The sequence below is a fragment of the Streptomyces sp. NBC_01210 genome (assembly GCF_036010325.1).
In the GTDB taxonomy this organism is placed as follows: domain Bacteria; phylum Actinomycetota; class Actinomycetes; order Streptomycetales; family Streptomycetaceae; genus Streptomyces.
Window position 1 is genome coordinate 2429478 of record NZ_CP108549.1, and the last position, 26139, is coordinate 2455616.

General features: G+C 71.9%; 29 protein-coding genes. 8 read left to right on the forward strand and 21 right to left on the reverse strand.

Annotated elements, in window-relative coordinates:
• Positions 1 to 170: 170 nt before the first annotated feature.
• Complete coding sequence (locus OG735_RS11060; RefSeq protein ID WP_327322968.1) at positions 171 to 899, reverse strand: VIT1/CCC1 transporter family protein; 729 nt, start codon at positions 897 to 899, stop codon at positions 171 to 173.
• Between the two features lie 292 nt (positions 900 to 1191).
• On the opposite strand from OG735_RS11060, the gene OG735_RS11065 reads away from it, so the two are divergent.
• From OG735_RS11065 to OG735_RS11095, 7 genes are all read left to right on the forward strand, one after another.
• On the forward strand, positions 1192 to 2229 hold the full coding sequence (locus tag OG735_RS11065; RefSeq protein WP_327322969.1) for an ADP-ribosylglycohydrolase family protein: 1038 nt from the start codon (positions 1192 to 1194) through the stop codon (positions 2227 to 2229).
• 320 nt (positions 2230 to 2549) lie between these two features.
• Positions 2550 to 4061 (forward strand): proline-rich domain-containing protein, encoded by a 1512-nt coding sequence (locus OG735_RS11070; protein ID WP_327328274.1) that lies wholly within the window; start codon positions 2550 to 2552, stop codon positions 4059 to 4061.
• A complete protein-coding gene (locus OG735_RS11075; protein ID WP_327322970.1) occupies positions 4021 to 5190 on the forward strand; it encodes an ADP-ribosylglycohydrolase family protein in 1170 nt (389 codons plus the stop codon). Before OG735_RS11070 ends, OG735_RS11075 begins: the two co-directional genes overlap by 41 nt.
• A complete protein-coding gene (locus OG735_RS11080; RefSeq protein WP_327322971.1) occupies positions 5187 to 6779 on the forward strand; it encodes an ADP-ribosylglycohydrolase family protein in 1593 nt (530 codons plus the stop codon). Before OG735_RS11075 ends, OG735_RS11080 begins: the two co-directional genes overlap by 4 nt.
• On the forward strand, positions 6776 to 7660 hold the full coding sequence (rbsK, locus tag OG735_RS11085; RefSeq protein WP_327322972.1) for a ribokinase: 885 nt from the start codon (positions 6776 to 6778) through the stop codon (positions 7658 to 7660). The genes OG735_RS11080 and rbsK overlap by 4 nt, the downstream gene beginning before the upstream one ends.
• Positions 7657 to 8847 carry a CaiB/BaiF CoA transferase family protein gene (locus OG735_RS11090; protein WP_327322973.1) on the forward strand — a complete coding sequence of 397 codons (1191 nt, stop codon included), beginning with the start codon at positions 7657 to 7659 and terminating at the stop codon, positions 8845 to 8847. Before rbsK ends, OG735_RS11090 begins: the two co-directional genes overlap by 4 nt.
• Positions 8844 to 9644 carry an HpcH/HpaI aldolase/citrate lyase family protein gene (locus OG735_RS11095; protein ID WP_327322974.1) on the forward strand — a complete coding sequence of 267 codons (801 nt, stop codon included), beginning with the start codon at positions 8844 to 8846 and terminating at the stop codon, positions 9642 to 9644. Before OG735_RS11090 ends, OG735_RS11095 begins: the two co-directional genes overlap by 4 nt.
• Positions 9645 to 9763: 119 nt before the next feature.
• On the opposite strand, the gene lgt is transcribed toward OG735_RS11095, so the two are convergent.
• From lgt to hisI, 11 genes are all read right to left on the reverse strand, one after another.
• Complete coding sequence (gene lgt, locus OG735_RS11100) at positions 9764 to 10777, reverse strand: prolipoprotein diacylglyceryl transferase (RefSeq protein WP_327322975.1); 1014 nt, start codon at positions 10775 to 10777, stop codon at positions 9764 to 9766.
• A 98-nt stretch (positions 10778 to 10875) separates the two neighbouring features.
• A complete protein-coding gene (locus OG735_RS11105) occupies positions 10876 to 11712 on the reverse strand; it encodes a DsbA family protein (protein WP_327322976.1) in 837 nt (278 codons plus the stop codon).
• Positions 11713 to 11775: 63 nt separating this feature from the next.
• On the reverse strand, positions 11776 to 12591 hold the full coding sequence (trpA, locus tag OG735_RS11110; protein ID WP_327322977.1) for a tryptophan synthase subunit alpha: 816 nt from the start codon (positions 12589 to 12591) through the stop codon (positions 11776 to 11778).
• Positions 12588 to 13886 carry a tryptophan synthase subunit beta gene (trpB, locus tag OG735_RS11115; protein WP_327322978.1) on the reverse strand — a complete coding sequence of 433 codons (1299 nt, stop codon included), beginning with the start codon at positions 13884 to 13886 and terminating at the stop codon, positions 12588 to 12590. Before trpB ends, trpA begins: the two co-directional genes overlap by 4 nt.
• Before the next feature lie 299 nt (positions 13887 to 14185).
• Positions 14186 to 14392, reverse strand: coding sequence for a tryptophan biosynthesis modulator TrpM (trpM, locus tag OG735_RS11120; protein WP_327328275.1), 207 nt, complete (start codon positions 14390 to 14392; stop codon positions 14186 to 14188).
• A 148-nt stretch (positions 14393 to 14540) separates the two neighbouring features.
• Positions 14541 to 15350, reverse strand: a complete 810-nt coding sequence (trpC, locus tag OG735_RS11125) for an indole-3-glycerol phosphate synthase TrpC (RefSeq protein ID WP_327322979.1) — start codon at positions 15348 to 15350, stop codon at positions 14541 to 14543.
• Between the two features lie 114 nt (positions 15351 to 15464).
• Entirely contained in the window at positions 15465 to 15902 is a 438-nt protein-coding gene (locus OG735_RS11130; RefSeq protein ID WP_327322980.1) for a DUF2752 domain-containing protein, read from the reverse strand.
• Between the two features lie 107 nt (positions 15903 to 16009).
• Positions 16010 to 16282: an HGxxPAAW family protein gene (locus OG735_RS11135; protein WP_327322981.1), complete on the reverse strand. Its 273-nt coding sequence runs from the start codon at positions 16280 to 16282 to the stop codon at positions 16010 to 16012.
• A gap of 106 nt (positions 16283 to 16388) precedes the next feature.
• Complete coding sequence (locus OG735_RS11140) at positions 16389 to 17033, reverse strand: TIGR02234 family membrane protein (protein WP_327322982.1); 645 nt, start codon at positions 17031 to 17033, stop codon at positions 16389 to 16391.
• The gene (locus OG735_RS11145) at positions 17033 to 18535 is read right to left on the reverse strand and encodes an anthranilate synthase component I (RefSeq protein ID WP_327322983.1); all 1503 of its coding nucleotides are present in this window, start codon (positions 18533 to 18535) and stop codon (positions 17033 to 17035) included. The genes OG735_RS11140 and OG735_RS11145 overlap by 1 nt, the downstream gene beginning before the upstream one ends.
• 11 nt (positions 18536 to 18546) lie before the next feature.
• A complete protein-coding gene (hisI, locus tag OG735_RS11150) occupies positions 18547 to 18912 on the reverse strand; it encodes a phosphoribosyl-AMP cyclohydrolase (protein ID WP_327322984.1) in 366 nt (121 codons plus the stop codon).
• Positions 18913 to 18996: 84 nt separating this feature from the next.
• Here hisI and OG735_RS11155 point away from each other — a divergent pair, with 84 nt between their 5' ends.
• Complete coding sequence (locus tag OG735_RS11155) at positions 18997 to 19629, forward strand: TIGR03085 family metal-binding protein (RefSeq protein ID WP_327322985.1); 633 nt, start codon at positions 18997 to 18999, stop codon at positions 19627 to 19629.
• 36 nt (positions 19630 to 19665) lie between these two features.
• On the opposite strand, the gene OG735_RS11160 is transcribed toward OG735_RS11155, so the two are convergent.
• The 9 genes from OG735_RS11160 to OG735_RS11200 all read right to left on the reverse strand — a co-directional run bounded on the left by OG735_RS11160 (position 19666) and on the right by OG735_RS11200 (position 26111).
• Complete coding sequence (locus OG735_RS11160) at positions 19666 to 19971, reverse strand: hypothetical protein (RefSeq protein ID WP_327322986.1); 306 nt, start codon at positions 19969 to 19971, stop codon at positions 19666 to 19668.
• 411 nt (positions 19972 to 20382) lie between these two features.
• Complete coding sequence (locus OG735_RS11165; protein ID WP_327322987.1) at positions 20383 to 21588, reverse strand: cytochrome P450 family protein; 1206 nt, start codon at positions 21586 to 21588, stop codon at positions 20383 to 20385.
• 87 nt (positions 21589 to 21675) lie between these two features.
• The gene (hisF, locus tag OG735_RS11170) at positions 21676 to 22431 is read right to left on the reverse strand and encodes an imidazole glycerol phosphate synthase subunit HisF (protein ID WP_327322988.1); all 756 of its coding nucleotides are present in this window, start codon (positions 22429 to 22431) and stop codon (positions 21676 to 21678) included.
• A complete protein-coding gene (locus OG735_RS11175; RefSeq protein WP_327322989.1) occupies positions 22428 to 22844 on the reverse strand; it encodes a RidA family protein in 417 nt (138 codons plus the stop codon). Before OG735_RS11175 ends, hisF begins: the two co-directional genes overlap by 4 nt.
• Positions 22841 to 23566 carry a bifunctional 1-(5-phosphoribosyl)-5-((5-phosphoribosylamino)methylideneamino)imidazole-4-carboxamide isomerase/phosphoribosylanthranilate isomerase PriA gene (gene priA, locus OG735_RS11180; protein WP_327322990.1) on the reverse strand — a complete coding sequence of 242 codons (726 nt, stop codon included), beginning with the start codon at positions 23564 to 23566 and terminating at the stop codon, positions 22841 to 22843. The genes OG735_RS11175 and priA overlap by 4 nt, the downstream gene beginning before the upstream one ends.
• Positions 23566 to 24207 carry an imidazole glycerol phosphate synthase subunit HisH gene (gene hisH / locus OG735_RS11185; RefSeq protein ID WP_327322991.1) on the reverse strand — a complete coding sequence of 214 codons (642 nt, stop codon included), beginning with the start codon at positions 24205 to 24207 and terminating at the stop codon, positions 23566 to 23568. The genes priA and hisH overlap by 1 nt, the downstream gene beginning before the upstream one ends.
• Positions 24204 to 24371, reverse strand: coding sequence for a hypothetical protein (locus OG735_RS11190; protein ID WP_327322992.1), 168 nt, complete (start codon positions 24369 to 24371; stop codon positions 24204 to 24206). Before OG735_RS11190 ends, hisH begins: the two co-directional genes overlap by 4 nt.
• A gap of 4 nt (positions 24372 to 24375) precedes the next feature.
• Positions 24376 to 24969 (reverse strand): imidazoleglycerol-phosphate dehydratase HisB, encoded by a 594-nt coding sequence (gene hisB / locus OG735_RS11195; RefSeq protein ID WP_327322993.1) that lies wholly within the window; start codon positions 24967 to 24969, stop codon positions 24376 to 24378.
• Entirely contained in the window at positions 24966 to 26111 is a 1146-nt protein-coding gene (locus OG735_RS11200) for a histidinol-phosphate transaminase (RefSeq protein WP_327322994.1), read from the reverse strand. The genes hisB and OG735_RS11200 overlap by 4 nt, the downstream gene beginning before the upstream one ends.
• Positions 26112 to 26139 lie beyond the last annotated feature (28 nt).

Below are 26139 nucleotides of genomic sequence, written 5' to 3' on the forward strand. Positions count from 1 at the left end.
TACGGCTACTTATGTAGCACTTCGCATAGTGTCTCACTCCTCGCCGGATCCGCAGAGAGGACGTACGTCACAACTTACGGGAACGGCGCGCATGCGACCGCGCACCGGCCCCTGACGAGGGGCCGGTGCGCAGGTGTCGAAGGAGGGGGCGGGGTGGCTGCCGGAAGGCGTCAGACCGCGGCGCCGAACAGCGCGCCGAGCCCGTAGGTGAGGGCCGCCGCCGCGCCACCGAGGACCAGCTGACGCAGCCCGCTGTACCACCAGCTGCGCGCCGTCACGCGGGCGACGAGCGCACCGCAGGCGAAGAGCCCGACGAGCGCCAGCAGCACCGCCGGCCACAGAGCGGTCGCGCCGAGCAGATACGGCAGTACGGGCAGCAGCGCGCCCAGCGCGAACGAACCGAAGGACGAGATCGCGGCGACGGTCGGCGACGGCAGGTCGTCCGGGTCGATGCCGAGCTCCTCGCGGGCATGGATCTCCAGCGCCTGCTCGGGGTCCCTGGAGAGCTGCATCGCCACCTCGCGGGCGAGCGCGGGCTCCACGCCGCGCGCGACGTACAGCGCCGCCAGCTCCTCCATCTCGTCGATGGGGTGCTTGCGCAACTCCCGTCGCTCGACGTCCAGCTCGGCCTGTACGAGCTCGCGCTGGGAGGCGACGGAGGTGTACTCGCCGGCCGCCATGGAGAAGGCGCCCGCCGCGAGGCCGGCCAGGCCGGTGATGACGATGGTCTGCTGGGAGACCGAGCCGCCCGCGACACCGGTCATCAGCGCCAGGTTGGAGACGAGTCCGTCCATCGCGCCGAAGACCGCGGGGCGCAGCCAGCCGCCGTTCACATCACGGTGCGTGTGATTGTCGCGGTGCGCCTCGTGGAGCGTCGCCTCGGTTTCGATGATGGACACAGTTCTCCCCTTTTCCTGCAGCGGGCCCGGTGGTCCCGCTCCCCCTTCACCCTCGAAAATACGCACGATGTAAGGGGTCCGCCAGCAAGGCAGGCCGTACTTACCTGGCCGCCGGGCGGGAGACGGTCCGGCCGCCGGGCGGGAATACGGTCCGGTGCCGGAGCTGGACGACGGTCCGGATTCCGGAGCCGGAGGGCGGTCCGGGTGACAGACACGTTTCTCAGACTCCTCGCGCGTCACATGTGGCACAGATGGAGGAACAGGCTCGGTGCGCGCGAAAGGGGCCCGCCCCATGGAGTTGATTGCATGCAATCCCGCTGATCCGGCCGGCCCCTCCTCCGCCGATATCCGCGATCGGGCCTGCGGCGCAATGCTCGGTCTCGCGGTGGGCGACGCGCTCGGCGCTCCCGCCGAGAACATGCGGCCGTCCGAGATCCGCCGCCGGTGGGGCCGTATCGAGGGCTTTGTGAGCGAGCATCCGGCGGGCACGGACGACACGGAGTACGCCATCTTCTCCGGCCTCCTCCTCGCCCGGCACGGCTCGGCCCTGACCGTGGCCCATGTGGAGAAGGCGTGGCACCAATGGATCGCGGACCTCGACGAAGGCCCGTTCCGGGGCGCGGGGTTCAGCGAACGCGGCACGCTCGAGAACCTGCGGCGCGGGCTCGCCGCCCCGATCTCGGCGCAGCACCGGCACGCCTGGAGCGACGGCCTGGCGATGCGCGCGGCGCCGTTCGGCGTCTTCGCGGCGGGCCACCCGGCGGAGGCGGCGCGGCTGGTCGCGATCGACGGCAGCGTCAGCCACGACGGCGAGGGCATCTACGGCGGCCAGGCGGTGGCGGCAGGCGTGGCCGCGGCGATGGCGGGAGCCGGGCCGGCCGGGGTGATCGGCGCGGCCCTGTCCGTGGTCCCCATGGACTCCTGGACGGCCCGCTCGCTGCGCCGCGCGGTCGTCGCGGCCCAGCACACCTACGCGGACGCGCTCTCCAAGGAACGGGCGGTCCGCTCGGCGGTCGTCATCGGCGGCTACCCGTGGACGGACCTGGCCCCGGAGGCGGTGGGCCTGGCGTTCGGCGCGTTCGCGGCGGCCCGCGGAGACTTCCGTACATCGGTCCTGACGGCGGTCAACATGGGCCGCGACGCGGACACGACGGCGGCGGTGGCGGGCGCGCTGGCGGGAGCGGTGTCCGGCGCCACGGCGATCCCCGCCGAATGGTCCTCGGTGATCGGCCCGGTCCGCGGGAGCTGCCTTCCGTCGATGAGCGGCCACCACGTGCTGGACATCGCGGAACTCCTGACCCCGGACGACGACCCGCAGGCGGCGTCATGACACCCGAGCGCCGGGCGGCGGCCGGGCCTGAGGGCCAACCCGCGACGCGCCGCCGGGAGCCCACACGGGCCAGGCCCGAAGCACCGAGCCGCGGAGGCCCCGACAGCCCCGTGCCCTCGCGCGAAGCCCCGAGCCCCGGAGGGCTGCAGGGCCTCGCGCCCGACGGGCGCCCGGGCTCGCGCGAAGGACCGAGCCCCGCGCGACCGCACGACCCCGCACCCGACGGGCGCCTCGGCACGCCCGGACCACCCAGTCCCGCAGAACCACACCCCGCACCCGAAGAAGCCCTCGGCACGCCCGAAGCCCCGAGACCCGGAGGGCTGCAGCGCCCCGCACCCGACGGGCGCCCGGGCTCGCGCGAAGGACCGAGCCCCGCGCGACCGCACGACCCCGCACCCGACGGGCGCCTCGGCACGCCCGGACCACCCAGTCCCGCAGAACCACACCCCGCACCCGAAGAAGCCCTCGGCACGCCCGAAGCCCCGAGACCCGGAGGGCTGCAGCGCCCCGCACCCGACGGGCGCCCGGGCTCGCGCGAAGGACCGAGCCCCGCGCGACCGCACGACCCCGCACCCGACGAAGCCCTCGGCACGCGCGGATCGCCGAGGGCTCGGCGGGGGGCCGGGGGCCTGCCCCCGGTTTCGGGAAGGGGCGGGGCTGGGGAAGACCACCCGCCCCGCCCCATCGAAGGTCTCCTCCTCGGCCTCGCCGCCGGTGACGCCGCCGGGTGGCCCGCCGCCCGGCACCGCGCCGCCCGGATGCCCGAGTGGACCCGCCGTCTCACCCGTGAGCTCGACACCTTCGCCGAGCAGAACGCCACCACCACCCTCCCCGTCCCCATCGCCCTCAACCAGCCCCCCGAACCCCTCCTCCTCGGCCCCTCCGACGACGCCGAATGGGCCGCCTTCGCCGCCGAGACCGTGCTCACTGCCGCCGGTGACCTCCTCGCCGGCCTGCCCCCCGGCCGCCGTATGCGCGCCGCCGTCGACCTCGCCTGGAACTCCCTCGCCAGCGAGATCGCCGCAGCCGCCGAGCGCGCCCCCGAGGTCGAGTCCGCCGTACTACAACTCCGCGCCCGGATCTCCGTACGCGCCGGACTCGGCAATCTCGCCACCGGCCTCCGCCCGCCCGCCACCGGCCACGACAACCCGCACTACTTCGACGACGCCGCCTGCGTACGCGCCGCCGTTCTCGCCGTCGTCCACCCCGGCGACCCGCTCGCCGCCGCCACGCTCGCCGAGTTCGACGCGCGCTACACCCAGGACGGCGACGGAGTGCACGGCGCACGCGCCATGGCCGCCGCCGTGGCCGCGGCGCTCGGCGGCGCGTCCGTCGACGACGCGGTCGACGCCGCCCTCGCCGAGCTCCCCGACGCCACCGAGATCGGCCGCAACGCCCAGCACGCCGTGAAACTCGCCCGCGACGCGAACGGCGCCTTCGAACTCGTACCGCTCCTCGAGCACCAGATCGTCGACCACGTATACAGCTATGGCATCGCCGCCGCCGAAACCGTCCCGGTCGCCCTCGCCCTCGCCACCGCCGCCCGCGGCCGGGTCGCCGAGGCCGTGCCCGCGGCCGCATGCCTCTCCCGCGTCGCCGACTCCGCGCCCGCCCTCGCCGGCGCGCTGACCGGCGCGCTCGGCGGCGGCGATTCCGTCCCCGCCACCTGGCGCGACGCCTGCCGCACCCTCGCGGGCTGCGCGCTCCCCCGGCTCGCTGGCACGGATCTGGTCGAACTCGCCGGGCTGCTTGCACACACGGAACTGACCGCCCCGGGTGGACAATTCCGACATGACGACGACGACACTCGAGACGACGCTCGCACTCGATGACCGGATCGCCGGCAGCCTCATCGGAGCGGCTGTCGGTGACGCGCTCGGCGGCCCGGTCGAGGGCTACAGCCCGGAGCAGATCGTGGAACGGCACGGCGGCCGCGTCCACGGCATCGTCGGCCCGTGGAACGGCGGGGCCTGGCGCACCGCCCGCCCCATCGCCCCCTACCACAAGGGCGACGGCCACATCACCGACGACACCCTCATGACGCACGCGCTGATCCGCGTGTACGCGACCGTACGCGACCATCTCGACGCGTACGCCGTCGCCGACCACCTGGTCCCCGACCTGATGTCGACCCCCCGCTGGATCCCGGAGCTCGAGGCGGAGGCGCTGCCCCTGCAACGCGTCTTCCTCGCCGAGAAGTGGATGGTGACCCGCCTCCACTACGGGCACAACGATCCGCGCGAGGCAGGCGCGGGCAACATCGTCAACTGTGGCGCGGCGATGTACATGGCGCCGGTGGGCCTGGTCAACGCGGCGCATCCCGAGGCCGCTTATGCCGAGGCCATCGACATCGCGGGCGCGCACCAGTCCTCGTACGGGCGCGAGGCGGCGGGCGTCTTCGCGGCGGCGGTCTCCGCGGCCTGCCTGCCCGACGCCACCCCCACCTCGGTCGTCGACACGGCGCTCTCACTGGCCAAGGACGGCACGGAGTCGGCGATCGAGGCGGTGGCCGAAGCCGCGGCCGGCTACTCGGACTTCGAATCGGCCCTCGCTCCTCTTCGTACGGCGGTCGCTCCCTTCGACACGGTCGGTCCGGACTACCGCACCCCGTCCCTGGCGGCCCGCCGGCCCTCTCGGCTGCACTCCATCGAGGAACTCCCCATCGCCCTCGGAATGCTGCTGGTGGGCGGGGGCGACTACCGCCGTACGGTCCTGGGCGCCGTCAACTACGGCCGCGACTGCGACTCGATCGCGACAATGGCCGGAGCGATCGCGGGGGCGCTCCACGGCGAGTCCGCGGTCCCGAGCGACTGGGCGAAGACGGTGGCCGAGGCGAGCCGCATCGACCTGCACGCGCCGGCGCGGGAACTGGCGGCGGTCACCCGCGAGGTCTTCACCCGCGACACGGAACGACACCGATCCCACGAGTCGGCGTTCGCGCGCCTGATGGAGGCACGATGACCAGCCTGCGCCTCACCTGGGTCCAGCCGGAGGACCTGCTGGGCCACGAACTGCGCCAGGCGGAGGAGGACGGCCGCGACGCGACGGAGATCCGCACCCGCTGGCAGACGGCGGGCGGCCCCGAAACCCCACCTCACGCGGGAGCCTCCCCGACCCCGGCCCCGCCGCACCTCCGCGCCTTGGCGGTCGAGCTCCTGGCCGAACTGGCCCGGCTGCCTTCCCCGTTGAAGGACGCGGAACCAACGGACCTGCCCACGATCGCCACGGCCTGCCCCACCTGGCCGACAACGCCGGACCCGCACGCTGCGGGAAGCCTTGCCGGCCCGGCGCCGACCGGCCCACCCCAAGAGCCGGCGCAGCCGCCCGACGGCCCGCCCCCACAGGACTCGTTCGAGGCACTGAGTGCGCCCGAGCCCGAAGGCAGCCCATCCCCGCCCGGCTCGCGCGAAGCAGCCTGGACGGGGTCCGGGGGCCCGCCCCCCACTCCGGGAACGGGCGGGTCGGGGGAAAGCCACCCCCATTCCCATGCCCATCCCCACCCCCACGCCCTGCAGGCCGCCTGGCTCGGCCGTGCCGTCGGGTGTCTTCTCGGCAAGCCCGTCGAGAAGCTCCCTCTCACCGCCATCCGCGACCTCGCCCGCGCCACCGGCAACTGGCCCCTCAACACATGGTTCACCGCCAAAGGCGTCCCCGCCGAGCTCGCCGCCGCCCACCCCTGGAACCGCCGGTCCGCCGCCACCTCCCTCGCCGAGAACATCGACGGCATGCCCGAGGACGACGACCTCAACTACCCCCTCCTCAACCTGGTCCTCCTCCAGCGCCACGGAAGGAGCTTCACCACCGACCAGGTCGCCCAGCTCTGGCTCGACGAGCTCCCGGCCGGCCGGACCTTCACCGCCGAGCGCGTTGCCTACCGCAACCTCCTCTCCGGCATCGAGCCCCCGCTCACCGCCCGCCACCGCAACCCCTTCCGGGAGTGGATCGGCGCCACCATCCGCGCCGACGTCCACGGCTGGACGCACCCCGGCGACCCCGCGGCCGCCGCCGCGCAGGCCCACCGCGATGCCGTACTCACCCACACCGCCAACGGCGTCTACGGTGCGATGTTCATCGCAGCCACCATCGCCACCGCGGCCGGCGGCCGGAGCGATGTCCACCAGTGCCTGCGGACCGGCCTCCGCGTCGTCCCCCCGCGCTCCCGCCTCGCCCAAGCCGTCCGCTTCGGTATCGACACCGCCCACAAGGAACCGCACTTCGACCAAGCCGTCGACCGGCTCCACACCGTCTACGGCCAGTACCACTGGGTCCATGTCCTCCCCAACGCGGCCCTTCTCGCCGCCGCACTCACCCACGCCGACGGGGACTTCACCGGCTCCATCTGCCGCGCCGTGTCGGGCGGCTGGGACACCGACTCCAACGGTGCGACCGCCGGCTCCATCGCCGGGCTGCTCGCCGGCCACCCCGACGCCATCCCCGACCGCTGGACCGCACCGCTCAAGAACCGTCTCGCCACCTCCGTCGCCGGCTTCGACGGCATCGGCTTCGACACCCTCGCCCACCTCACCCACCAGGAGGCACTCCGCCCATGACCGGCATCGTGGTGCTCGGCAGCACCAACATGGACCTCGTCGCGTACGTCGCGCACGCGCCGAAACGCGGTGAGACGGTCACGGGACGTGAGTTCCGTACGATCCCCGGCGGCAAGGGCGCCAACCAGGCCGTAGCCGCCGCCCGCGCCGGTGGCGACGTCGCGATGATCGGCGCGGTCGGCTCGGACGACTTCGGCGTACGCCTGCGGCAGACGCTCGTCTCCTCCGGCGTCGACACCGACCTCCTGCGGACCGCCGACGGCCCCTCCGGCACCGCGCACATCGTCGTCGACGACGAAGGCGGCAACTCGATCGTCGTGATCCCCGGCGCGAACGGCACCGTCACCCACCTCGTCCCCGGCGACGAGGCCCTCATCGCCACCGCCGACGCGCTGCTGCTCCAGCTCGAACTCCCGCTGAGCGCCGTGCTCGACGGCGCCGAAGCCGCCCGCCGCCACGGTGTACGGACCGTCCTCACCCCCGCCCCCGCCCAGCCCCTCCCTCCCGAACTCCTCGCCGCCACCGATCTGCTGGTCCCCAACGAGCACGAGGCAGCCACCCTCGCCGGCATCGCCGACCCGCACGCCGCGGCCGAGGCGCTGCTGCGTCAGGTCCCCGAGGTCGTGATCACGCTCGGCGCGGCAGGCAGCCTGTACGCGCGGAGAGGGGCCGCGCCCCTCACCGTCCCGGCACCCCGGGTCACCGCCGTGGACACCACGGCGGCGGGCGACACCTTCGTCGGCACTCTCGCCGTCGCGCTCGTCGAGGGCCGCCCCGTACAGCAGGCCCTCAGCTGGGCCTCGGCCGCCGCAGCCCTCTGTGTCCAACGCGCGGGCGCATCCACCTCCATGCCGTACCGCTCCGAGATCGACGCCTCATGAACCCCACCCCCCTGCACGGGCTGCGCGTCCTCGACCTGGCCACTCTCTTCGCCGGCCCGCTCGCCGCCACCATGCTCGGCGACTTCGGCGCGGAGGTCATCAAGGTCGAGCACCCCACCCGGCCCGACCCCTCCCGCGGCCACGGCCCCACCAAGGACGGCGTCGGCCTCTGGTGGAAACTGCTCGGCCGCAACAAACGCACCGTCACCCTCGATCTGTCCTGCCCCGGCGGCCGCGAGACCCTCCTCCTCCTCGCGAGCACCGCCGACGTGATCATCGAGAACTTCCGCCCCGGCACCCTGGAGAGGTGGCAGCTCGGCTGGGACGAACTGAGCGCGGCCAACCCCCGACTCGTCCTCACCCGCGTCACCGGCTTCGGGCAGTTCGGCCCGTACTCCCACCGCCCCGGCTTCGGCACCCTCGCCGAGGCGATGAGCGGCTTCGCCTCCATCACCGGCGAGCCCGAAGGTCCGCCGACCCTCCCTCCGTTCGGCCTCGCCGACTCGATCGCGGCGCTCGCCACTGCCTACGCCGTGATGACCGCGCTCACCGCCCGCACCGCGACGGGCCGCGGCCAGGTCGTCGACATGGCGATCATCGAACCGATCCTGACCGTGCTGGGCCCGCAGCCCCTCTGGTACGACCAGCTCGGCTACATGCAGCAGCGCACCGGCAACCGCTCCCGCAACAACGCACCGCGCAACACCTACCGCACGGCCGACGGCTGCTGGCTGGCCGTCTCCACCTCGGCCCAGTCCATCGCCGAACGCGTCATGCATCTGGTCGGCCGCCCCGAGCTGATCGACGAGCCGTGGTTCGCCACCGGCAGCGGCCGCGCGGAGCACGCGGACGAACTCGACGACGCGGTGGGCAACTGGATCGCCCGCCGCACCCGCTCCGAAGCCATGTCCGCCTTCGAGAAGGCCGAAGCGGCGATCGCTCCGATCTACGACATCCGCGATGTCATGGAAGATCCCCAGTACCGGGCGCTGGACACCATCACCGAAGTGCTCGACCCCGAGCTCGGCCCCCTCCGTATGCAGAACGTCCTCTTCCGCCTCTCCGACACCCCCGGCGCCATCCGCTGGGCAGGCCGCCCGCACGGCGCCGACACGGACGCGGTGCTCACCGAACTCGGTCTGTCCCTGGCCGATATCACCGCCCTCCGCACCCAGGGCGCCCTATGACCATCCCCCTCACCTATCTGTACGCCCCCGGGGACCGACCCGAGGTCGTGCACAAAGCCCTCGCCTCCGCCGCCGATGTCGTGATCGTCGATCTGGAGGACGCGGTGTCCCCGGGCCGCAAGAAGTACGCGCTTGCCGCCACCGTCGAACTCCTCGCCTCCCGCCATCCCCTCCCGGTCCATGTCCGTATCAACACCCCCCATGACATCGAGGCCCTCACCGGACTTCCGGGCCTCTGTGCGCTGCGTATCCCCAAGGTCGCACACGCCTCTGACATTCAGCGGATCGCGGCCCGGACCCCGGGCGTCCCGCTCTACCCGCTCCTCGAATCCGCGCTCGCCGTGGAGCACGCGTACACGATCGCCACCGCCCACCCCGCCGTCCGCGGCATCGCCATCGGCGAGTCCGATCTCCGGGCCGATCTCGGCGTACGGGACGGCACCGGCCTCGACTGGCCACGCACCCGCATCGTGATCGCCGCCCGTGCCGCGCAACTCCCGCCACCCGCCCAGTCCGTCTTCCCCGACATCCGCGACCTGGACGCCCTCTACGCCTCCTGCACCCACGGCCGCTCGCTCGGCTTCCTGGGCCGGGCGGCCATCCACCCCGACCAGCTCCCGGTCATCGAGCGGGCGTTCCGCCCCACGCCCGAGGAGATCGAGGCGGCGGAGGAGATCGTCAAAGCGGCCGCCACGGACGAGGGCGCGCTGGCCCTGCCGGACGGCCGCTTCGTCGACGCGGCGGTCGTGGCCGCGGCGCAGCGCACCCTCGCCCTCGCGCGACGCGAGGAACCCTGATTCCGTACGGCTCGGCGTACTCGTCGTCCGGCCTCCGGATGCGTCGTGTTCATCCCCCGACAGGCAAAGGCCGCCGGAATCCTTTCGATTCCGGCGGCCCCTGCGTACGGCTCGTGCCGTCAGCCCTTCTTGGCCGACTCCGCGTCCGCGTCAGTCTTCTCGTCCCCGTCGGCGGGGTCCTGCGCCGTCCCGTCCGACACGCCTTCCGACGTCCCGTCCGACACGCCTTCCGACGCGCCTTCCGACGTGCCTTCCGACCCGTCTGCCGCAGATTCGTCGCCTCCGGCGTCCGCCGCGGGCTTCGCCACCTCAGACTTCGCCGTCTCCGGCTCGACGATCTCCTCGCGCCCCGGCCGCACCCGCGACGAGATCACGATGTAGGTCACCGCCAGCACAAAGACGACGATCGAGGTCCACACATTGAGGCGCAGCCCCAGTACGTGGTGCGCCTCGTCGACGCGCATGTACTCGATCCAGCCCCGGCCCACGCAGTACGACGCGACATACAACGCGAACGCCCTGCCGTGTCCCAGCTTGAAGCGGCGGTCGGCCCAGATGACGAGCACCGCGACGCCGACGCACCACAGGGACTCGTACAGGAATGTGGGGTGGTAGAGGCCGGCCTCGCGGTTGGTGCCCTCGGTGATCTTGAGGGCCCACGGCAGATCCGTCGGTTTGCCGTACAGCTCCTGGTTGAACCAGTTGCCCCAGCGGCCGATCGCCTGCGCGAAGGCGATGGCGGGTGCCAGGGCGTCCGCCCAGGCCGGCAGCGGGATCCCGCGGCGGCGGCAGCCGATCCAGGCACCGACCGCGCCCAGCGCGATCGCGCCCCAGATACCGAGGCCGCCCTCCCAGATCTTGAAGGCGTCGACCCAGTTCTCACCCTCGCTGAAGTACAGCTGGTAGTCGGTGATCACGTGGTAGAGCCGGCCGCCGACGAGACCGAAGGGCACCGCCCAGACGGCGATGTCGGCCACGGTGCCGGCTTTGCCGCCCCGCGCGATCCAGCGCTTGTTGCCGTACCAGACGGCCACAAAGACACCGATGATGATGCAGAACGCGTAGCCGCGCAGCGGGAGCGGTCCGAGGTGGAGCACTCCGGTCGACGGGCTGGGAATGTAGGCGATATCCATGGCAGGACCGACGCTACCCTGCCGGGTGGGACGTGCGGCAACCCACCCGGCAACGTCTGGGTAACGAGCCGCGGCTCGAGGCAGTCCGTCGGGCCACGTCAGGAGGCCGGCGAAGTCGGGCTCGGCGTCGACCTCTTGGTGCCCGGCTTCTTGCCCTTGTTCGCCTCAGCGACCCACTTCTTCAGATTGGCTGTGGTGATCGGCTCGCCGCCCTTGTCCGGGAAGATCGACTCCCCGTTGAGCAGCACGGTCGGTGTACCGCGGAAGCCGCTGTTGCGGAAGGCGGTGTTCGACTTCGCCACCCAGGCGTCGTGCTTGCCGTCCTCGACGCAGCTGCGGAATTCCGGGGTGTCGAGTCCCTCGACCTTCCCCGCGAGCTCGATCAGCCTACTGTTCTTGCCGAAGGCGTCGTCCGTCTCCGCGGGCTGGTTCTGGTAGAGGACATCGTGGTACGGGGCGAACTTCCCGACGTCCTGTGCGCATGCCGCGGCATTCGCCGCGCGAAGCGAGCCGGTGCCGCCCATGTTCCCGTCGATGATGGTGGCGAGGTGGTACTCGATCTTGGCCTGACCCGTCTGCTCCAGCTCGTGGAGGGTGCCCCGGGCGACGCTCTCGAACTTCGCGCAGATCGGGCAGCGGAAGTCCTCCCACACCGTGAGCGTGGACGGGGCGTCGCTCGCGCCCACCGGGATCGCGAGCTGGTCCTTGCCCTGCACTCCGGCGGGCGCGAGGAGAGGACCGGCATCGGAGCCGCTGCTCTTCTTGCCGGAGTTGGCGGCGACCACGCCGACCACGGCGGCGAGGCCCAGTACGCCCACCACCGCCGCCGCCACGATCAGGGTCCGCCGGCGCTTCTCCCGCGCCTTGTCCCGCTCACGTTCCTGCTGGAGCCGCTCGCGCGCGGTCTGCTTCTGTCCCTGGTTCTTCTCGCTCACATCCCGCAAACGAACCGGGGAGGCATGTGCATGCCTCCCCGGTCCCATTTCCACCCGTATGAGCTACTCGCCCCTGCGTACACCCTTGGCGAGGTCGCCCGCCAGCTCCCGTACCGCCTCAAGGCCAGCGGCACGGTCCGGTGCGTCGAGCATCCGCTTCACGAACGCCGAGCCGACGATCACGCCGTCCGCGAACGAGGCGACCTCCGCGGCCTGCTCGGCGTTGGACACCCCGAGGCCCACGCAGACCGGCAAGTCGGTGGTGGCCCGGGTACGCCGCACCAGGTCCTGAGCCTGTGCGCCCACGGACTCGCGGGTGCCCGTGACACCCATCAGCGAGGCCGCGTACACAAAGCCGGAACCGGCCTCAGTGATCTTCGCCAGCCGTGCGTCCTGGCTGCTCGGCGCGACGACGAAGACGGTGGCGAGGCCGTGCTTCTCGGCATGCTCGCGCCATCCGCCCGCCTCCTGGACCGGCAGGTCGGGCAGGATGCAGCCCGCGCCGCCCGCCTCGGCCAGCTCGGCGGTGAAGCGCTCGACGCCGTACCGGTCGATCGGATTCCAGTACGTCATGACGAGGACCGGCTTGCCGGTGGCCTCGTGCGCCTCGCGGACCGTACGCATCACATCGGCGATCTTGACGCCGCCGCGCAGCGCGATGTCGTCGGCCGTCTGGATGACGGGGCCGTCGAGGACGGGGTCGCTGTGCGGCAGCCCGACCTCCACCACGTCCGCGCCGCCCTCGAAGGCGGCCTTGACGGCCTCGATCCCGCCGTCGACGGTCGGGAAGCCGGCCGGGAGGTACGCGATGAGCGCGGCCCGGTTCTCGTTCCTGGCCTGCGCCAGGGTGTCGCTCAACAGCTGGATGTTGCCGCTCACTTCGCGTCCCTCCTGATCTCGGCGAAGCCGTTCTCCGCGGAGGCGTCGGCGGCGACCTTCGCGTCCCCCTCGCCGTCGTACAGCCCGAAGTAACGGGCGGCGGTGTCCATGTCCTTGTCGCCGCGGCCGGACAGATTGACCACGATCAGTCCGTCCTTGCCCAGCTCCTTGCCGACCTCCAGGGCCCCGGCCAGCGCGTGCGCGGACTCGATCGCCGGGATGATGCCCTCGGTACGGGACAGCAGGCGCAGCGCCTGCATGGCCTCGTCGTCGGTCACCGCGCGGTACTCGGCCCGGCCGCTGTCCTTGAGGTACGAGTGCTCGGGGCCGATGCCGGGGTAGTCGAGCCCTGCGGAGATCGAGTACGGCTCGGTGATCTGGCCCTCCTCGTCCTGCAGGACGTACGAGCGCGAGCCGTGCAGGATGCCGGGCTCGCCCGCGGTCAGGGTGGCCGCGTGCTCGCCGGTCTCGATGCCGTGGCCCGCGGGCTCGCAGCCCACGAGGCGTACATCCGCGTCCGGGATGAAGGCGTGGAACAGCCCGATCGCGTTGGATCCGCCGCCGACGCAGGCGACGGCCGCGTCCGGCAGCCGGCCGGCCCGCTCCAGGATCTGGCGACGGGCCTCGACGCCGATGACCCGGTGGAAGTCGCGGACCATCGCGGGGAAGGGGTGCGGTCCGGCGACCGTGCCGAAGAGATAGTGCGTACGGTCCACATTGGCGACCCAGTCGCGGAACGCCTCGTTGATGGCGTCCTTCAGGGTCCGGCTGCCGGAGGCCACCGGGATGACCTCGGCGCCGAGCATCCGCATCCGGGCCACGTTCAGGGCCTGGCGCTGGGTGTCGATCTCGCCCATGTAGATCGTGCACTCGAGGCCGAAGAGGGCGCAGGCGGTCGCGGTCGCGACGCCGTGCTGTCCGGCGCCGGTCTCGGCGATGACCCGGGTCTTGCCCATCCTCTTGGTGAGCAGCGCCTGGCCGAGCACGTTGTTGATCTTGTGTGATCCGGTGTGGTTGAGGTCCTCCCGCTTGAGGAAGACCCGCGCGCCGCCGGCGTGCTCGGCGAACCTGGGCACCTCGGTGAGCGCGCTCGGGCGGCCCGTGTAGTTGACCATCAGGTCGTTGAGCTCGGCGGCGAAGGCGGGGTCGGCCTTGGCCTTGTCGTACTCGACGGCCACCTCGTCGACCGCGGCGACGAGCGCCTCGGGGATGAACTTGCCGCCGAACGCGCCGAAGTAGCCCTCGGCGCTGGGAACCTGACCCTCCGGGTCCGGGATGAAGAAGTCGCTCGACATTGCGACGTGCTCCTTGTCGGGGCCGTATGCCCCAGAAGTCTGGCTGACATTGGTCACGGTATGCGCGTGCGCGGGTGACTGGCGGGGCGTTGCTCCCCTACCCGCCCCTTCCCGTTATCCGGGGCTCCGCCCCAGACCCCCGTACGCCCTTCGGGCGTGTCCTCAATCGCCGGACGGGCTTGGGTTTCCGCCGAACGGGCGGAAACCCAAGCCTCGCCGGCGATTGAGGCGCGGGGTCCGGGGGCGGAGCCCCGGTTCAGGAAGGGGGCGGGGTGGGGAAAGCACCCGCCGGAGACCGCCTAGTGGCAGTCGCACGCGCGGACCGCGCGCCATCGCATGCCGTTGACCTGTCCCGGCTCGGACCCGATGACATAACGCACCCGGCGGCCGTGCACCCGGCGGGCCGGGGCCCGGCAGCCGCGGGGCTTGCAGCCACGGGCGAGCCGGGCGTAGGGGTCACGCGCGGCGCTCGCCGCCAGGCTCGTCCCCGGCGCCGCGGCGAGCACCGCGCCGCGGGAGGCCGCACCGGTCCTCGTGCCCCGAGGGGCGCCGAAGTCTGCCGCCGATACGCACAGGGGCGCGTCCGCCGTCGCCGGGCGCGAGGACGTCCGGTACGGCGGTGCGACAGTGCGGGCGGCGGCGGTCATGGGGCGGTCAGCTCCGGCCGTGCCGCAGAGCCGGGTGGGCGCCCGCGGCGACCAGGTCGGCGACGGCCGACTTCGGGTCGCGGCCGGTGACCAGGGACTCGCCGACGAGCACCGCATCGGCGCCGACGTTGGCGTAGGCGATCAGATCGTGCGGACCGCGTACACCGGACTCGGCGATCTTCACGATATGCGCCGGGATCTCGGGGGCGACCCGCTCGAAAACGGAGCGGTCGACCTTGAGCGTCTTCAGATCGCGGGCGTTGACGCCGATGATCTTCGCACCGGCCTCGACCGCGCGCTCGACCTCGTCCTCGTCGTGCACCTCGACCAGCGGGGTGAGCCCGATCGACTCGGCGCGCTCGATCAGCGAGACCAGCGCCTCCTGCTCGAGGGCGGCCACGATCAGCAGCACGAGGTCGGCGCCGTAGGCCCTGGCCTCCCACAGCTGGTACGCGGTGACGATGAAGTCCTTGCGCAGCACGGGGATGTCGACCTTGGCGCGAACGGCTTCGAGGTCGGCGAGCGATCCTCCGAAGCGGCGCTCCTCGGTCAGCACGGAGATGACGGCCGCGCCGCCCGCCTCGTAGTCGGCGGCGAGCCCGGCCGGATCGGCGATCGCGGCGAGCGCGCCCTTCGACGGGCTGGAGCGCTTGACCTCGCAGATCACCTTGACGCCTTCGCCGCGCAGCGCGGCGACGCCGTCCTTGGCCGCAGGAGCCTTGGCGGCACGCTCCTTGAGCTCGTCGAGGCTGACACGCGCCTGCCGCTCTGCGAGGTCGGCGCGTACGCCTTCAATGATCTCGTCGAGCACACTCACGCGAGCGGCCCCCTTCCGGGACGTGGAGATGGATCAGGATCAGCCATGTCGATGGTATCCGCAGGATGGCCTCGGGCTCGCATCCGGTGGACGGCTGTCCCACTAGCTGGGACTTTACGGAGCCAGCGCGGAGCCGAATGGCAGGTTCCGGACCACGCTGAAGATCAGCAGAACACCGCCGAGCGACCACCACCACGCGGGCCCGAGGGTAATCCGCAGGGGCACTCCCCGTACCGCGCGAATCAGCCACATCACCCACACCGCGGCGAAGATTCCGTAGCCCACGACGGCCACCGCGTTGGACCCGAGGGCAGTCCCCAGATCGCCGTGGATGAACGCGTGGGCGCTGCGCAGCCCGCCGCAGCCGGGGCAGTAGATCCCGGTGAAGCGGAACAGCGGGCAGACCGGGTAGTGGCCCGGTTCATTGGGATCGACCGTGCCGACGTACGCGAAGGCCGCCGCGACCCCGGCGAGGGTCGCCAACGGAGTGGCCAGGCGGCGCGCGAGCGGGGCCGGGCCGGGCTCGCGGGCCGGTGTGGTGGAGGAAGGCATGGCGTCCACCCCGTGATTCTCTCCGTTCCTACGGAAGGGCGCAGCTCATACAGAAAGGCGCAGCCCGGTCGCGCCGGGCTGCGCCTTTCTGGAGCTGAACCGCGGCGTCAGGCGGTGGTCTGCGCCTGCGCGGGCTGCGCCGTCGCCTGGGCGGCGTGGTGCCTGGCCCGCACCGAGGCCTCGGACTCCTTCGGCATGCCGAGACCGGCGGCCTTCATGGCCGCGCCGACCACACCGCCGAGCGCGATGACGCCGATACCGGCCCAGAAGCCGAGCGGGTTGGCCGCCACCATGAAGAGGCCTGCGATGCAGAAGCCGATGAAGGCGATGGTGACACCGGTCCAGGCGGCCGGGGTGTGTCCGTGGCTGGTGCCCGACATTGATGCGCTCCTCGTCGATGTGCTGGGTGAGCTGTTGTTCGGTGGTGAGCACTGAGCTCAACGCTCATTGTCCCGTATGCCGTGCCATGGCATGACGTGGGGTCCGTCACGCCTCGCGCGTCGGGTCCTCGCCGCGGTCCAGAGCCTTCCACAGGTCCTCGGGCCGGTCCGGGTCCACCACCGCGGCCTTGCGGGGCCGTGGGGTGCCGTCGCGCTCGTAGCGGCCCGACATGGCGGGCCACTGCTTGCCGTAGCGCAGCGCGAGCAGCCCGGCGAGCAGGATCAGCAGGGCGCCGGCCGCGGTCGCGTAGGGCCAGGCGGTGTGGGTGAGCGCGTCCACCGTGGCGGCCGTGTCCCCGGTGGTCTGCGCGGCCTTCTCGTCGAGAGCGGCGCTGTCGGAGGCCCCGATGAAGGCGGCGAGTGCCGCGCCCGCACCGCTCAGGGCCAGCAGGGCGGAGACGAGCAGCCGGCCTCCGCTGCGTACGGCGAAGACGGCGACGAGAGCGGCCAGGCCGACGATGGCGAGCGCCGTGGGAACACCGGTGACATCGCTGCCCGCCGCCTCGAGCGGAAGGCTGCCGCCACCGACGGCGGCCTTGCCCTCGGCCCAGATCTGACCGGCGGCGATCAGCACGACGGCCGCGCCGACGGCGCCGAGGAACAGGGCGGCGGCGAGGCTGCGGCGGCTGCTTGTGGCGGAGGCGGCTTCGGCGCGGGGCTGGGGTACGGGTACAGCACTCACGTGCCCCACTATCCCTTACCGTCCCGTCGGCTGTTGAGGCGGTTCGCGGTGTGGACGGCGCGGAGCACCGCGGCCGCCTTGTTACGGCACTCGGTGTCCTCGGCGACCGGGTCCGAGTCGGCCACCACACCAGCTCCGGCCTGTACGAATGCCGTGCCGTCGCGGAGCAGCGCGGTGCGGATGGCGATCGCGGTGTCGGAGTCGCCGGCGAAGTCGAGATAGCCGACGCAGCCGCCGTACAGTCCGCGCCGCGAGGGCTCCAGCTCGTCGATGATCTGCATCGCACGGGGCTTGGGGGCGCCGGAGAGCGTGCCGGCCGGGAAGCAGGCGGTCAGTACGTCGAAGGCGGTACGGCCCGCGGCGACCCGGCCGGTCACGGTCGAGACGATGTGCATGACGTGGGAGTACCGCTCGACCGACATGAAGTCGACGACCTCGACGCTGCCGGGCTCGCAGACCCGGCCCAGGTCGTTGCGGCCGAGGTCGACGAGCATCAGATGCTCGGCGCGCTCCTTGGGGTCGGCCATCAGCTCGTCGGCGAGGGCCTGGTCCTCCTGCGGCGTCGCGCCGCGCGGCCTGGTGCCCGCGATCGGATGCACCATGGCCCGCCCGTCCTCGACCTTGACCAGAGCCTCCGGGCTGGAGCCGACGACATCGAAGCCGTGGAAGCGGAAGAGGTACATGTACGGCGACGGGTTGGTGGCCCTGAGCACCCGGTAGACATCCAACGCGCTTGCGTGGCAAGGCGTTTCGAACCGCTGCGACGGTACGACCTGGAAGGCCTCGCCCGCCCTGATCCGTTCCTTGATGTCCTCGACGGCGTCCTGGTAGTCCTTGCCGCCCCAGAGCGCGGAGAACTCCGGCAGCTCGGAGGGCGGCAGCGCGGCGGGCGCGGAGGCCAGCGGACGCGCGAGGTCCGACTCCATGGCGTCGAGGCGTGCGACTGCGTCCGCGTACGCCTCGTCGACGCCGGTGTCGAGGTCGTTGTGGTTGATGGCGTTGGCGATCAGCAGGACGGTGCCGTCCCAGTGGTCGAGCACCGCGAGGTCCGAGGTGAGCAGCATGGTCAGCTCGGGAAGCCGCAGGTCGTCGCGCTCGCCGGGCCCGATCTTCTCCAGCCTGCGCACGACGTCGTAGCCGAGATAGCCGACCATGCCGCCGGTGAAGGGCGGCATGCCGGAGGCGAGGTCCTTCGGCGTGTGCAGCGTCTCGACGGTGGTGCGCAGGGCCTGGAGCGGGTCGCCTTCGACCGGGACGCCGACGGGCGGGGTGCCGAGCCAGTGCGCCTGGCCCTCGCGCTCGGTGAGGGTGGCGGCGCTGCGTACGCCGATGAAGGAGTACCGGGACCAGGAGCGCCCGTTCTCGGCGGACTCCAGCAGGAAGGTGCCCTCACGTTCGGCGGCGAGCTTGCGGTAGAGCCCGACCGGGGTGTCGCCGTCCGCGAGGAGCTTGCGGCTGACGGGGATGACACGGCGGTCGGCGGCGAGCTTGCGGAAGGTGTCGAGATCCATGGCGCCCGACCCTACTGGCCCAGAGGAAGGACGTCGGCGTCGAAGCAGGTGCGGTCCCCGGTGTGGCAGGCGGCCCCCACCTGGTCGACCTTGACGAGCACCGCGTCGGCGTCGCAGTCCAGGGCGACGGACTTGACGTGCTGGACATGGCCGGAGGTGTCGCCCTTGACCCAGTACTCCTGGCGGCTGCGGGACCAGTAGGTGCAGCGGCCGGTGGTCAGGGTGCGGTGCAGGGCCTCGTCGTCCATCCACCCGAGCATCAGCACCTCGCCGGTGTCGTACTGCTGCGCGATGGCCGGAACCAGGCCGTCGGCGCTGCGCTTGAGGCGGGCGGCGACGGCGGGATCGAGGGAACCTGTGGGGACACTGCTGGTCATACGGCCATTGTGCCGTGTCCGCCGGGGTCGCCGGGCGGTGCGTCCACTGGGCGGACCCGGTGCCGCGGCCGTACGCTGGCAGTCATGTCGACCCATGCAAGGCGTGAACGGCTTCTGCTCGCCGACCTGTTGGAGGCGGCGGGCCCCGAGGCCCCGACCCTGTGCGACGGCTGGAACACCCGGCAGCTCGCCGCCCACGTGGTGGTCCGCGAGCGGCGGGTGGACGCGGCGGGCGGGATCGTGCTGAGCGCGCTCAAGAGCCGCCTCGACCGGGTGCAGGCGGAGTTCGCCGAGAAGCCGTACGAGGAGCTGATCCAGCTGATCCGTACGGGACCGCCGCGGATGTCCCCGTACGCGATCAAGCAGATCGACGAGGCCGCGAACACCGTCGAGTTCTTCGTCCACGCCGAGGATGTACGGCGGGCGCGGCCGGACTGGACGCCGCGCGAACCGGACCGGATCTTCGAGAACGTCCTGTGGTCACGGCTGGAGAAGGCGTCCCGGCTGCTGGGCCGCAGGTCCCCGGTCGGGCTGGTGCTGCGCCGTTCGAACGGCCAGACGGCGGTCGGTCACCGCGGCACCCCGGTGGTGACGGTGACCGGGGAGCCGAGCGAGCTGACGATCTTCATGTTCGGGCGGCAGGAAGCGGCGCAGGTGGACCTCGAGGGCGACAAGGACGCGATCACCCGGCTGCACGAGGCCAAGCTGGGGCTGTAGGCCGGCGGCGCCTGAGCGTGCCGGACCGCCGGCGGCTCAGCGCGGCAGCTCGGCGCTGCGCAGCCCCTTGGAGCACACTCCGTGGACCGCCCCGAGGGCACGGACGGCCACGCTGACGGTGAGACCGGCACGGTGCCCCACAGGCCGACCGGCCGCGCCCGTCACCGGGTGGCTGAGCGGCGCGGCGCCGAGGCTGAAGAACGTCGAGACCGAGGTGACCCGGCCGGGGGAGGCCGGATCGGTCCGGGTCTGCACGAGGGCGTTGCACAGCGCGCCGCTCAGCCCCGCGAGCAGTCCGATCACCACGGCGACACCGACCGCGGCGGCGATGTGCGCCACCACGGCGAGAGCGGCGATCGCCCCGGCGCCGACGATCAGCCCGAGTCCCTGGACGATTCCGGCGTGCGCGATCCGGCCCCGTACCGGTCTCCTCGGCGGTCAGCCGCGGCAGATATGCACAGCTGAAGTCGGTCCCGCGCCATCCGGCCCCGGGCGGGCTGCGCGTCGAGGCAGCGGCGGTAGGGCTCGACACGCTGCTCCAAGGACATCCGGGTGACGGCCGCACGGGTGTGGCGATCTTCTCGGGTGCGTCCTGGAAGTCCTCGTCGCGGATGCTCAGGCCGTCGGAGGCGACCTGCCGCCAGCGCCACGACCGTCCTTGCTCTGCCGCTCGGCCGCTCGGCCGCTCGGCCGCCTCGGCCGCCTCGGCCGCTCGGCCGTCTCGGCCGCTCTGCCGGGCCAGGGGGCCAGAGGTCACCAGCGCACGGGCAGCTTCCGTACGCCCCTGATCAGCATTCCGGGCATCCATGGCAGCCCGGCCTCGTCGGCGTCCGGCGCGATGTCCGGGCAGCGCTCCAACAGTGTGCGGATCGCGATACGTCCCTCGAGCCGGGCCAGCGGCGCGCCCAGGCAGTAGTGGAGGCCGTGGCCGAAGGCGATGTGGCCGCGGGCGTCCCGGCGGATGTCGAACCGGTCCGGGTCCTTGAAGCGCTCCGGGTCGCGGTCGGCGTCGGCCATGGCGATCAGGACGGTGGAGCCCGCCGGGATGACCGCACCGCCCATCTCCACGTCCTCCAGGGCGAGGCGATCGGTGCAGGTCTCGACCGGTCCGTCGTAGCGGAGCATCTCCTCGACCGCCCCGTCGAGCAGACCGAAGTCGGCGCGCAGGGCGGCGAGTTGGCCTGGGTGCGCGAAGAGGGCCCGCATGCCGTTGCCGATCAGATTGACCGTGGTCTCGTGACCGGCGATCAGCAGCAGTACGGACATGCCGATCAGCTCGCGCGGCGAGAGCCGGTCGCCGCCCTCGTCCACTGCGTGGATCATCGCGCTGAGCAGGTCCTGGCCGGGCGCGGCCCGCTTGGCCGCGATCAGCTCGCCGAGGTACGCCGGCACCTCCTCGTACGCACGGGCCTCGGCCTCCGGGCTGGTGCGCGCGACCATCTCGTTGGACCAGCCTCGGAAGGCGTCCCGGTCCAGCTCGGGCACGCCGAGCAGTTCGCAGATGACGGTCATCGGCAGCGGGAAGGCGAAGGAGTCGATCAGATCGGCCCGCCGCTCCTCTTCCGCCAGCATCGCGTCGAGCAGTCCGTCGGTGATCTGCTGGATGCGCGGGGCCAGGGTGTCGATACGGCGCGGGGTGAACTCCCGGGCGACCAGTCGGCGTAATCGTGTGTGGTCCGGCGGGTCCGACATCAACATGTGCGCGAGGGCGGGCTGGTCCTGATCGGTGTTGATGATCTGGCCGATGCTTCCGGACTTCATCCAGGCCCGGCTGAGCCGCGGGTCGGTGAAGGCGGCGCGGCAGGCGTCATGTCCGACGACGAGCCAGAACTCCTCGCCGTCCGGGGCGCGTACCTGGTGGACGGGGCCATCGGCGCGCAGCCGGGCGTAGACGGGATAGGGATCGCGAACAAAATCCGGGCTGAGCTCGAGCAGATCGACGATGGGCCGGGCCGCCATGCCGTTCCCCCGTTCCTAGGGTCGAACGCCACGCTACCCGGCCCGTCTCCCAACGAACGCCAGTTTCAGGTCAGTTGTTCACGATGGTCAGCGGACGGGGTGGCCCGCCTCGCGGAGGGTGTCCTTGACCTGGGAGATCCGCAGATCGCCGAAGTGGAAGACCGAGGCAGCCAGGACCGCGTCCGCGCCCGCCGCGATGGCCGGCGGGAAGTCGGAGAGCTTGCCGGCGCCGCCGGAGGCGATGACCGGGACGGTGACGTGCTTCCGTACCGCGGCGATCATCTCCGTGTCGTAGCCGTCCTTCGTGCCGTCCGCGTCCATCGAGTTGAGCAGAATCTCACCCGCGCCCAACTCGGCGGCCCGGTGCGCCCATTCGACGGCGTCGATGCCGGTGCCCTTGCGGCCGCCGTGCGTGGTGACCTCGAAGGAACCTTCGGGAGTACGACGGGCGTCGACCGACAGGACCAGTACCTGGCGGCCGAAGCGCTCGGCGATCTCGCGGATCAGCTCGGGACGGGCGATCGCCGCGGTGTTCACGCCCACCTTGTCGGCGCCGGCCCGCAGCAGCTTGTCGACGTCGTCGGCGCTGCGCACGCCGCCGCCCACGGTCAGCGGGATGAAGACCTGCTCGGCGGTGCGGCGCACCACGTCGTAGGTCGTCTCACGGTTGCCGGAGGAGGCCGTGATGTCGAGGAAGGTCAGTTCGTCGGCGCCTTCGGCGTCGTACAGCTTGGCCATCTCCACGGGGTCGCCCGCGTCGCGCAGATTCTGGAAGTTGACGCCCTTGACGACCCGGCCGTTGTCCACGTCCAGGCAGGGGATCACTCGGACCGAGAGAGTCATCCGGCACCTCCTCGGTACGCCTCGACCTCGACCTCGACGACCAGGCTCGGGTCGACGAAGCCGGAGATGATGAGCATCGACGCGGCCGGGCGGACCGTGTCGAACAGCTCCTTGTGGGCACGGCCGACCTCGTCCACGTCCCGGGCGTGGGAGAGGTACATCCGCGTACGCACCACATCCTCCCGGCCCAGGCCGAGTTCCTTCAGGGCGTCGAAGGCGACACCGAACGCGGTGACCGTCTGGTCGTAGGGGCCGCCCGCGGCGATCTCGCCGCCGGCGACCGAGGTGCAGCCGGAGACCAGGACCAGGCCATTCGGCAGCTCGACCGCGCGGGAGTAGCCGAAGGCGTCCTCCCACGGTCCGTCGGAGCCGATGCGCCGTACGGCAGGGGAATCGGAGAAGGAATCGGTCATTCCGACACCGCCGCGAGGGCCTCTTCCAGGGTGAACGCCTCGGCGTACAGCGCCTTGCCGACGATCGCGCCCTCGACGCCCTCGGGGACGAGCGAGGAGATCGCCCGCAGATCGTCGAGTGAGGAGACGCCGCCGGAGGCGACGACGGGCTTGTCGGTCGCCGCGCAGACATTGCGCAGCAGCTCCAGGTTGGGCCCCTGGAGGGTGCCGTCCTTGGCGATGTCGGTGACGACGTAGCGGGCGCAGCCCTCGGAGTCGAGGCGGGCGAGCGTCTCGTAGAGGTCGCCGCCGTCGCGGGTCCAGCCGCGGCCGCGCAGCGTCGTACCGCGTACGTCGAGGCCGACCGCGATCTTGTCACCGTGCTCGGCGATGACCTTGGCGACCCACTCGGGGGTCTCCAGCGCGGCGGTGCCCAGGTTGACCCGGGTGCAGCCGGTGGCCAGCGCGGCCGCGAGCGAGGCGTCGTCGCGGATGCCGCCCGACAGCTCGACCTTGATGTCCATGGCGCCGGCGACCTCGGCGATCAGCGCGCGGTTGTCGCCGGTGCCGAAGGCCGCGTCCAGGTCGACGAGATGCAGCCACTCGGCGCCCGATCGCTGCCAGGTCAGAGCGGCTTCGAGCGGAGAGCCGTACGAGGTCTCCGAACCGGACTCGCCATGGACGAGGCGTACGGCCTGGCCGTCGCGGACGTCGACTGCGGGGAGGAGTTCAAGCTTCGGCATTACAGCGTCTCAATCCAGTTGGTCAGCAGCTGGGCGCCGGCGTCGCCGGACTTCTCGGGGTGGAACTGGGTGGCCCACAGCGCGCTGTTCTCCACGGCGGCGACAAAGCGCTCGCCGTGCGTGGCCCAGGTGACCTGGGGCGCGCGGATGGCGGGGTTGGTGACCTCCAGGTCCCATTCGTGCACGGCGTAGGAGTGCACGAAGTAGAACCGGGCGTCGGCGTCGACTCCGGCGAAGAGCCGGCTGTCGGCGGCCGCCTCGACGGTGTTCCAGCCCATATGGGGCACGATCGGGGCCTTCAGCGGGCCGACCGTGCCGGGCCACTCGTCGAGGCCCTCGGTCTCGACGCCGTGCTCGATGCCGCGTGCGAAGAGGATCTGCATGCCGACGCAGATGCCCATGACGGGCCGGCCGCCGGAGAGCCTGCGGTCGATGATCCACTCGCCACGGGCCTTCCTGAGGCCGTCCATGCAGGCGGAGAAGGCTCCGACGCCGGGGACGAGGAGCCCGTCGGCGTTCATGGCCTTGTCGTAGTCACGGGTGATCTCGACGTCCGCGCCGACCCGGGCGAGGGCTCGCTCGGCCGAGCGGACATTGCCGAATCCGTAGTCGAAGACGACGACCTTCTTGGGCACGGTCATTCCCAGATCCCCTGAATCCGCAGGACACCGGCGACCAGGCACATCGCGGAGGCGATACCGAGAAGCCCGATCAGGCCCATGGGCATCTTCTGCTTGGAGAAGGAGTACACACCGCCGGCGAGGAAGAGACCGACGACGATCAGGATGGTGGAGAGGCCGGTCATGAGTTTAGAGGGCGCCCTTCGTGGAGGGGAGGATGCCGGCGGCGCGCGGGTCGCGCTCACAGGCGTAACGCAGGGCGCGGGCCAGCGCCTTGAACTGGCACTCCACGATGTGGTGCGCGTTGCGGCCGTACGGGACGTGGACGTGCAGCGCGATCTGGGCCTGCGCGACGAAGGACTCCAGGATGTGCCGGGTCATCGTCGTGTCGTACGAGCCGATCATCGGCGCCATGTTCTCGGGCTCGGTGTGCACGAGGTACGGACGTCCGGAGAGGTCCACGGTGACCTGGGCGAGCGACTCGTCCAGCGGCACGGTGCAGTTGCCGAAGCGGTAGATGCCGACCTTGTCGCCGAGCGCCTGCTTGAAGGCGGCGCCGATCGCGAGGGCCGTGTCCTCGATGGTGTGGTGCGAGTCGATGTGCAGATCGCCCTCGGTCTTCACGGTGAGGTCGAACAGGCCGTGGCGGCCGAGCTGGTCGAGCATGTGGTCGTAGAAGCCGACCCCGGTCGACACATCGACCTTTCCGTGGCCGTCGAGGTCGATCTCGACAACGACGGACGTCTCCTTGGTGGTGCGTTCGACCCGTCCTACGCGGCTCATGCGCTCTGCTCCTTCTCGCTGCGTTCCTTCATGAGGGCGCGTACCGCCTCGAGGAACGCGTCGTTCTCTGCCGGGGTTCCCGCGGTGACCCGCAGCCAGCCCGGTACGCCGTTGTCACGGACCAGGACGCCCCGGTCGAGGATCTGCTGCCAGACCTCGTGGGCGGCCCCTTCGCCGTCGAAGCGTCCGAACTGCACAAAGTTGGCGTCGGACTCGGTGACCTCGTAGCCGATCGCCCGCAGCTCGCCGACCAGGCGGTCCCGCTCGGTCTTCAGCTGCTCGACATACCCGAGCAGCGTATCCGTGTGCTCCAGCGCGGCGAGCGCGGTGGCCTGTGTGACGGCGGACAGGTGGTACGGCAGGCGCACCAGCTGGACGGCGTCGACGACCGCCGGGTGCGCGGCCAGATAGCCCAGGCGCAGACCGGCCGCACCGAAGGCCTTGGACATGGTGCGCGAGACCACCAGGTTCGGCCGGCCCTCGATCAGCGGCAGCAGCGAGGGGCGGTGACTGAATTCGACGTACGCCTCGTCGACCACGACTATCGCCCCGGCAGTGTCGGCCCTGGCCGCCTGCGCCGCCTCGTACAGGGCGAGGACGGTGTCGGCCTCGACCGCGGTGCCCGTGGGGTTGTTGGGCGAGGTGATGAAGACGACGTCCGGCCGGTGCTCGGCGATGGCAGCCTCGGCGGCCGCCACGTCGATGGTGAAGTCCTCGCCGCGCGGCCCGGAGATCCAGCCGGTGCCGGTGCCGCGCGAGATCAGGCCGTGCATGGAGTACGAGGGCTCGAAACCGATGGCGGTACGGCCCGGTCCGGCGAAGGTCTGCAGCAGCTGCTGGATGACCTCGTTGGAGCCGTTGGCCGCCCAGACGTTGGCGAGAGCGACCTCGTAACCGGCGGTGCGGGTGAGATAGCGGGCCAGCTCGGTGCGGAGCTCGACCGCGTCCCGGTCGGGGTAGCGGTTCAGCTCGCGGGCGGCCTCGCGGACGCGGTCGGCGATGCGCTCGACCAGTGGCTCGGGCAGCGGGTAGGGGTTCTCGTTGGTGTTCAGACGTACGGGTACGTCGAGTTGGGGCGCGCCGTACGGGGACTTGCCACGCAGCTCGTCCCTGATGGGCAGGTCGTCGATGCCGAAGGTCACTTGCCGGGCACCTCCCACTCGGTGTGCC

What these genes read in the sequence shown, in the direction of transcription:
- OG735_RS11065 (WP_327322969.1), top strand. Translation starts at nt 1,192, where the DNA reads ATGGAGTTGATTGCATGCAATCCCGCTGATCCGGCCGGCCCCTCCTCC.
- OG735_RS11075 (WP_327322970.1), top strand. Translation starts at nt 4,021, where the DNA reads ATGACGACGACGACACTCGAGACGACGCTCGCACTCGATGACCGGATC.
- OG735_RS11080 (WP_327322971.1), top strand. Translation starts at nt 5,187, where the DNA reads ATGACCAGCCTGCGCCTCACCTGGGTCCAGCCGGAGGACCTGCTGGGC.
- rbsK (WP_327322972.1), top strand. Translation starts at nt 6,776, where the DNA reads ATGACCGGCATCGTGGTGCTCGGCAGCACCAACATGGACCTCGTCGCG.
- OG735_RS11090 (WP_327322973.1), top strand. Translation starts at nt 7,657, where the DNA reads ATGAACCCCACCCCCCTGCACGGGCTGCGCGTCCTCGACCTGGCCACT.
- OG735_RS11095 (WP_327322974.1), top strand. Translation starts at nt 8,844, where the DNA reads ATGACCATCCCCCTCACCTATCTGTACGCCCCCGGGGACCGACCCGAG.
- lgt (WP_327322975.1), bottom strand. Translation starts at nt 10,777, where the DNA reads ATGGATATCGCCTACATTCCCAGCCCGTCGACCGGAGTGCTCCACCTC.
- trpB (WP_327322978.1), bottom strand. Translation starts at nt 13,886, where the DNA reads ATGTCGAGCGACTTCTTCATCCCGGACCCGGAGGGTCAGGTTCCCAGC.
- OG735_RS11130 (WP_327322980.1), bottom strand. Translation starts at nt 15,902, where the DNA reads ATGCCTTCCTCCACCACACCGGCCCGCGAGCCCGGCCCGGCCCCGCTC.
- OG735_RS11135 (WP_327322981.1), bottom strand. Translation starts at nt 16,282, where the DNA reads ATGTCGGGCACCAGCCACGGACACACCCCGGCCGCCTGGACCGGTGTC.
- OG735_RS11145 (WP_327322983.1), bottom strand. Translation starts at nt 18,535, where the DNA reads ATGGATCTCGACACCTTCCGCAAGCTCGCCGCCGACCGCCGTGTCATC.
- hisI (WP_327322984.1), bottom strand. Translation starts at nt 18,912, where the DNA reads ATGACCAGCAGTGTCCCCACAGGTTCCCTCGATCCCGCCGTCGCCGCC.
- OG735_RS11155 (WP_327322985.1), top strand. Translation starts at nt 18,997, where the DNA reads ATGTCGACCCATGCAAGGCGTGAACGGCTTCTGCTCGCCGACCTGTTG.
- OG735_RS11165 (WP_327322987.1), bottom strand. Translation starts at nt 21,588, where the DNA reads ATGGCGGCCCGGCCCATCGTCGATCTGCTCGAGCTCAGCCCGGATTTT.
- hisF (WP_327322988.1), bottom strand. Translation starts at nt 22,431, where the DNA reads ATGACTCTCTCGGTCCGAGTGATCCCCTGCCTGGACGTGGACAACGGC.
- OG735_RS11175 (WP_327322989.1), bottom strand. Translation starts at nt 22,844, where the DNA reads ATGACCGATTCCTTCTCCGATTCCCCTGCCGTACGGCGCATCGGCTCC.
- priA (WP_327322990.1), bottom strand. Translation starts at nt 23,566, where the DNA reads ATGCCGAAGCTTGAACTCCTCCCCGCAGTCGACGTCCGCGACGGCCAG.
- hisH (WP_327322991.1), bottom strand. Translation starts at nt 24,207, where the DNA reads ATGACCGTGCCCAAGAAGGTCGTCGTCTTCGACTACGGATTCGGCAAT.
- OG735_RS11190 (WP_327322992.1), bottom strand. Translation starts at nt 24,371, where the DNA reads ATGACCGGCCTCTCCACCATCCTGATCGTCGTCGGTCTCTTCCTCGCC.
- hisB (WP_327322993.1), bottom strand. Translation starts at nt 24,969, where the DNA reads ATGAGCCGCGTAGGACGGGTCGAACGCACCACCAAGGAGACGTCCGTC.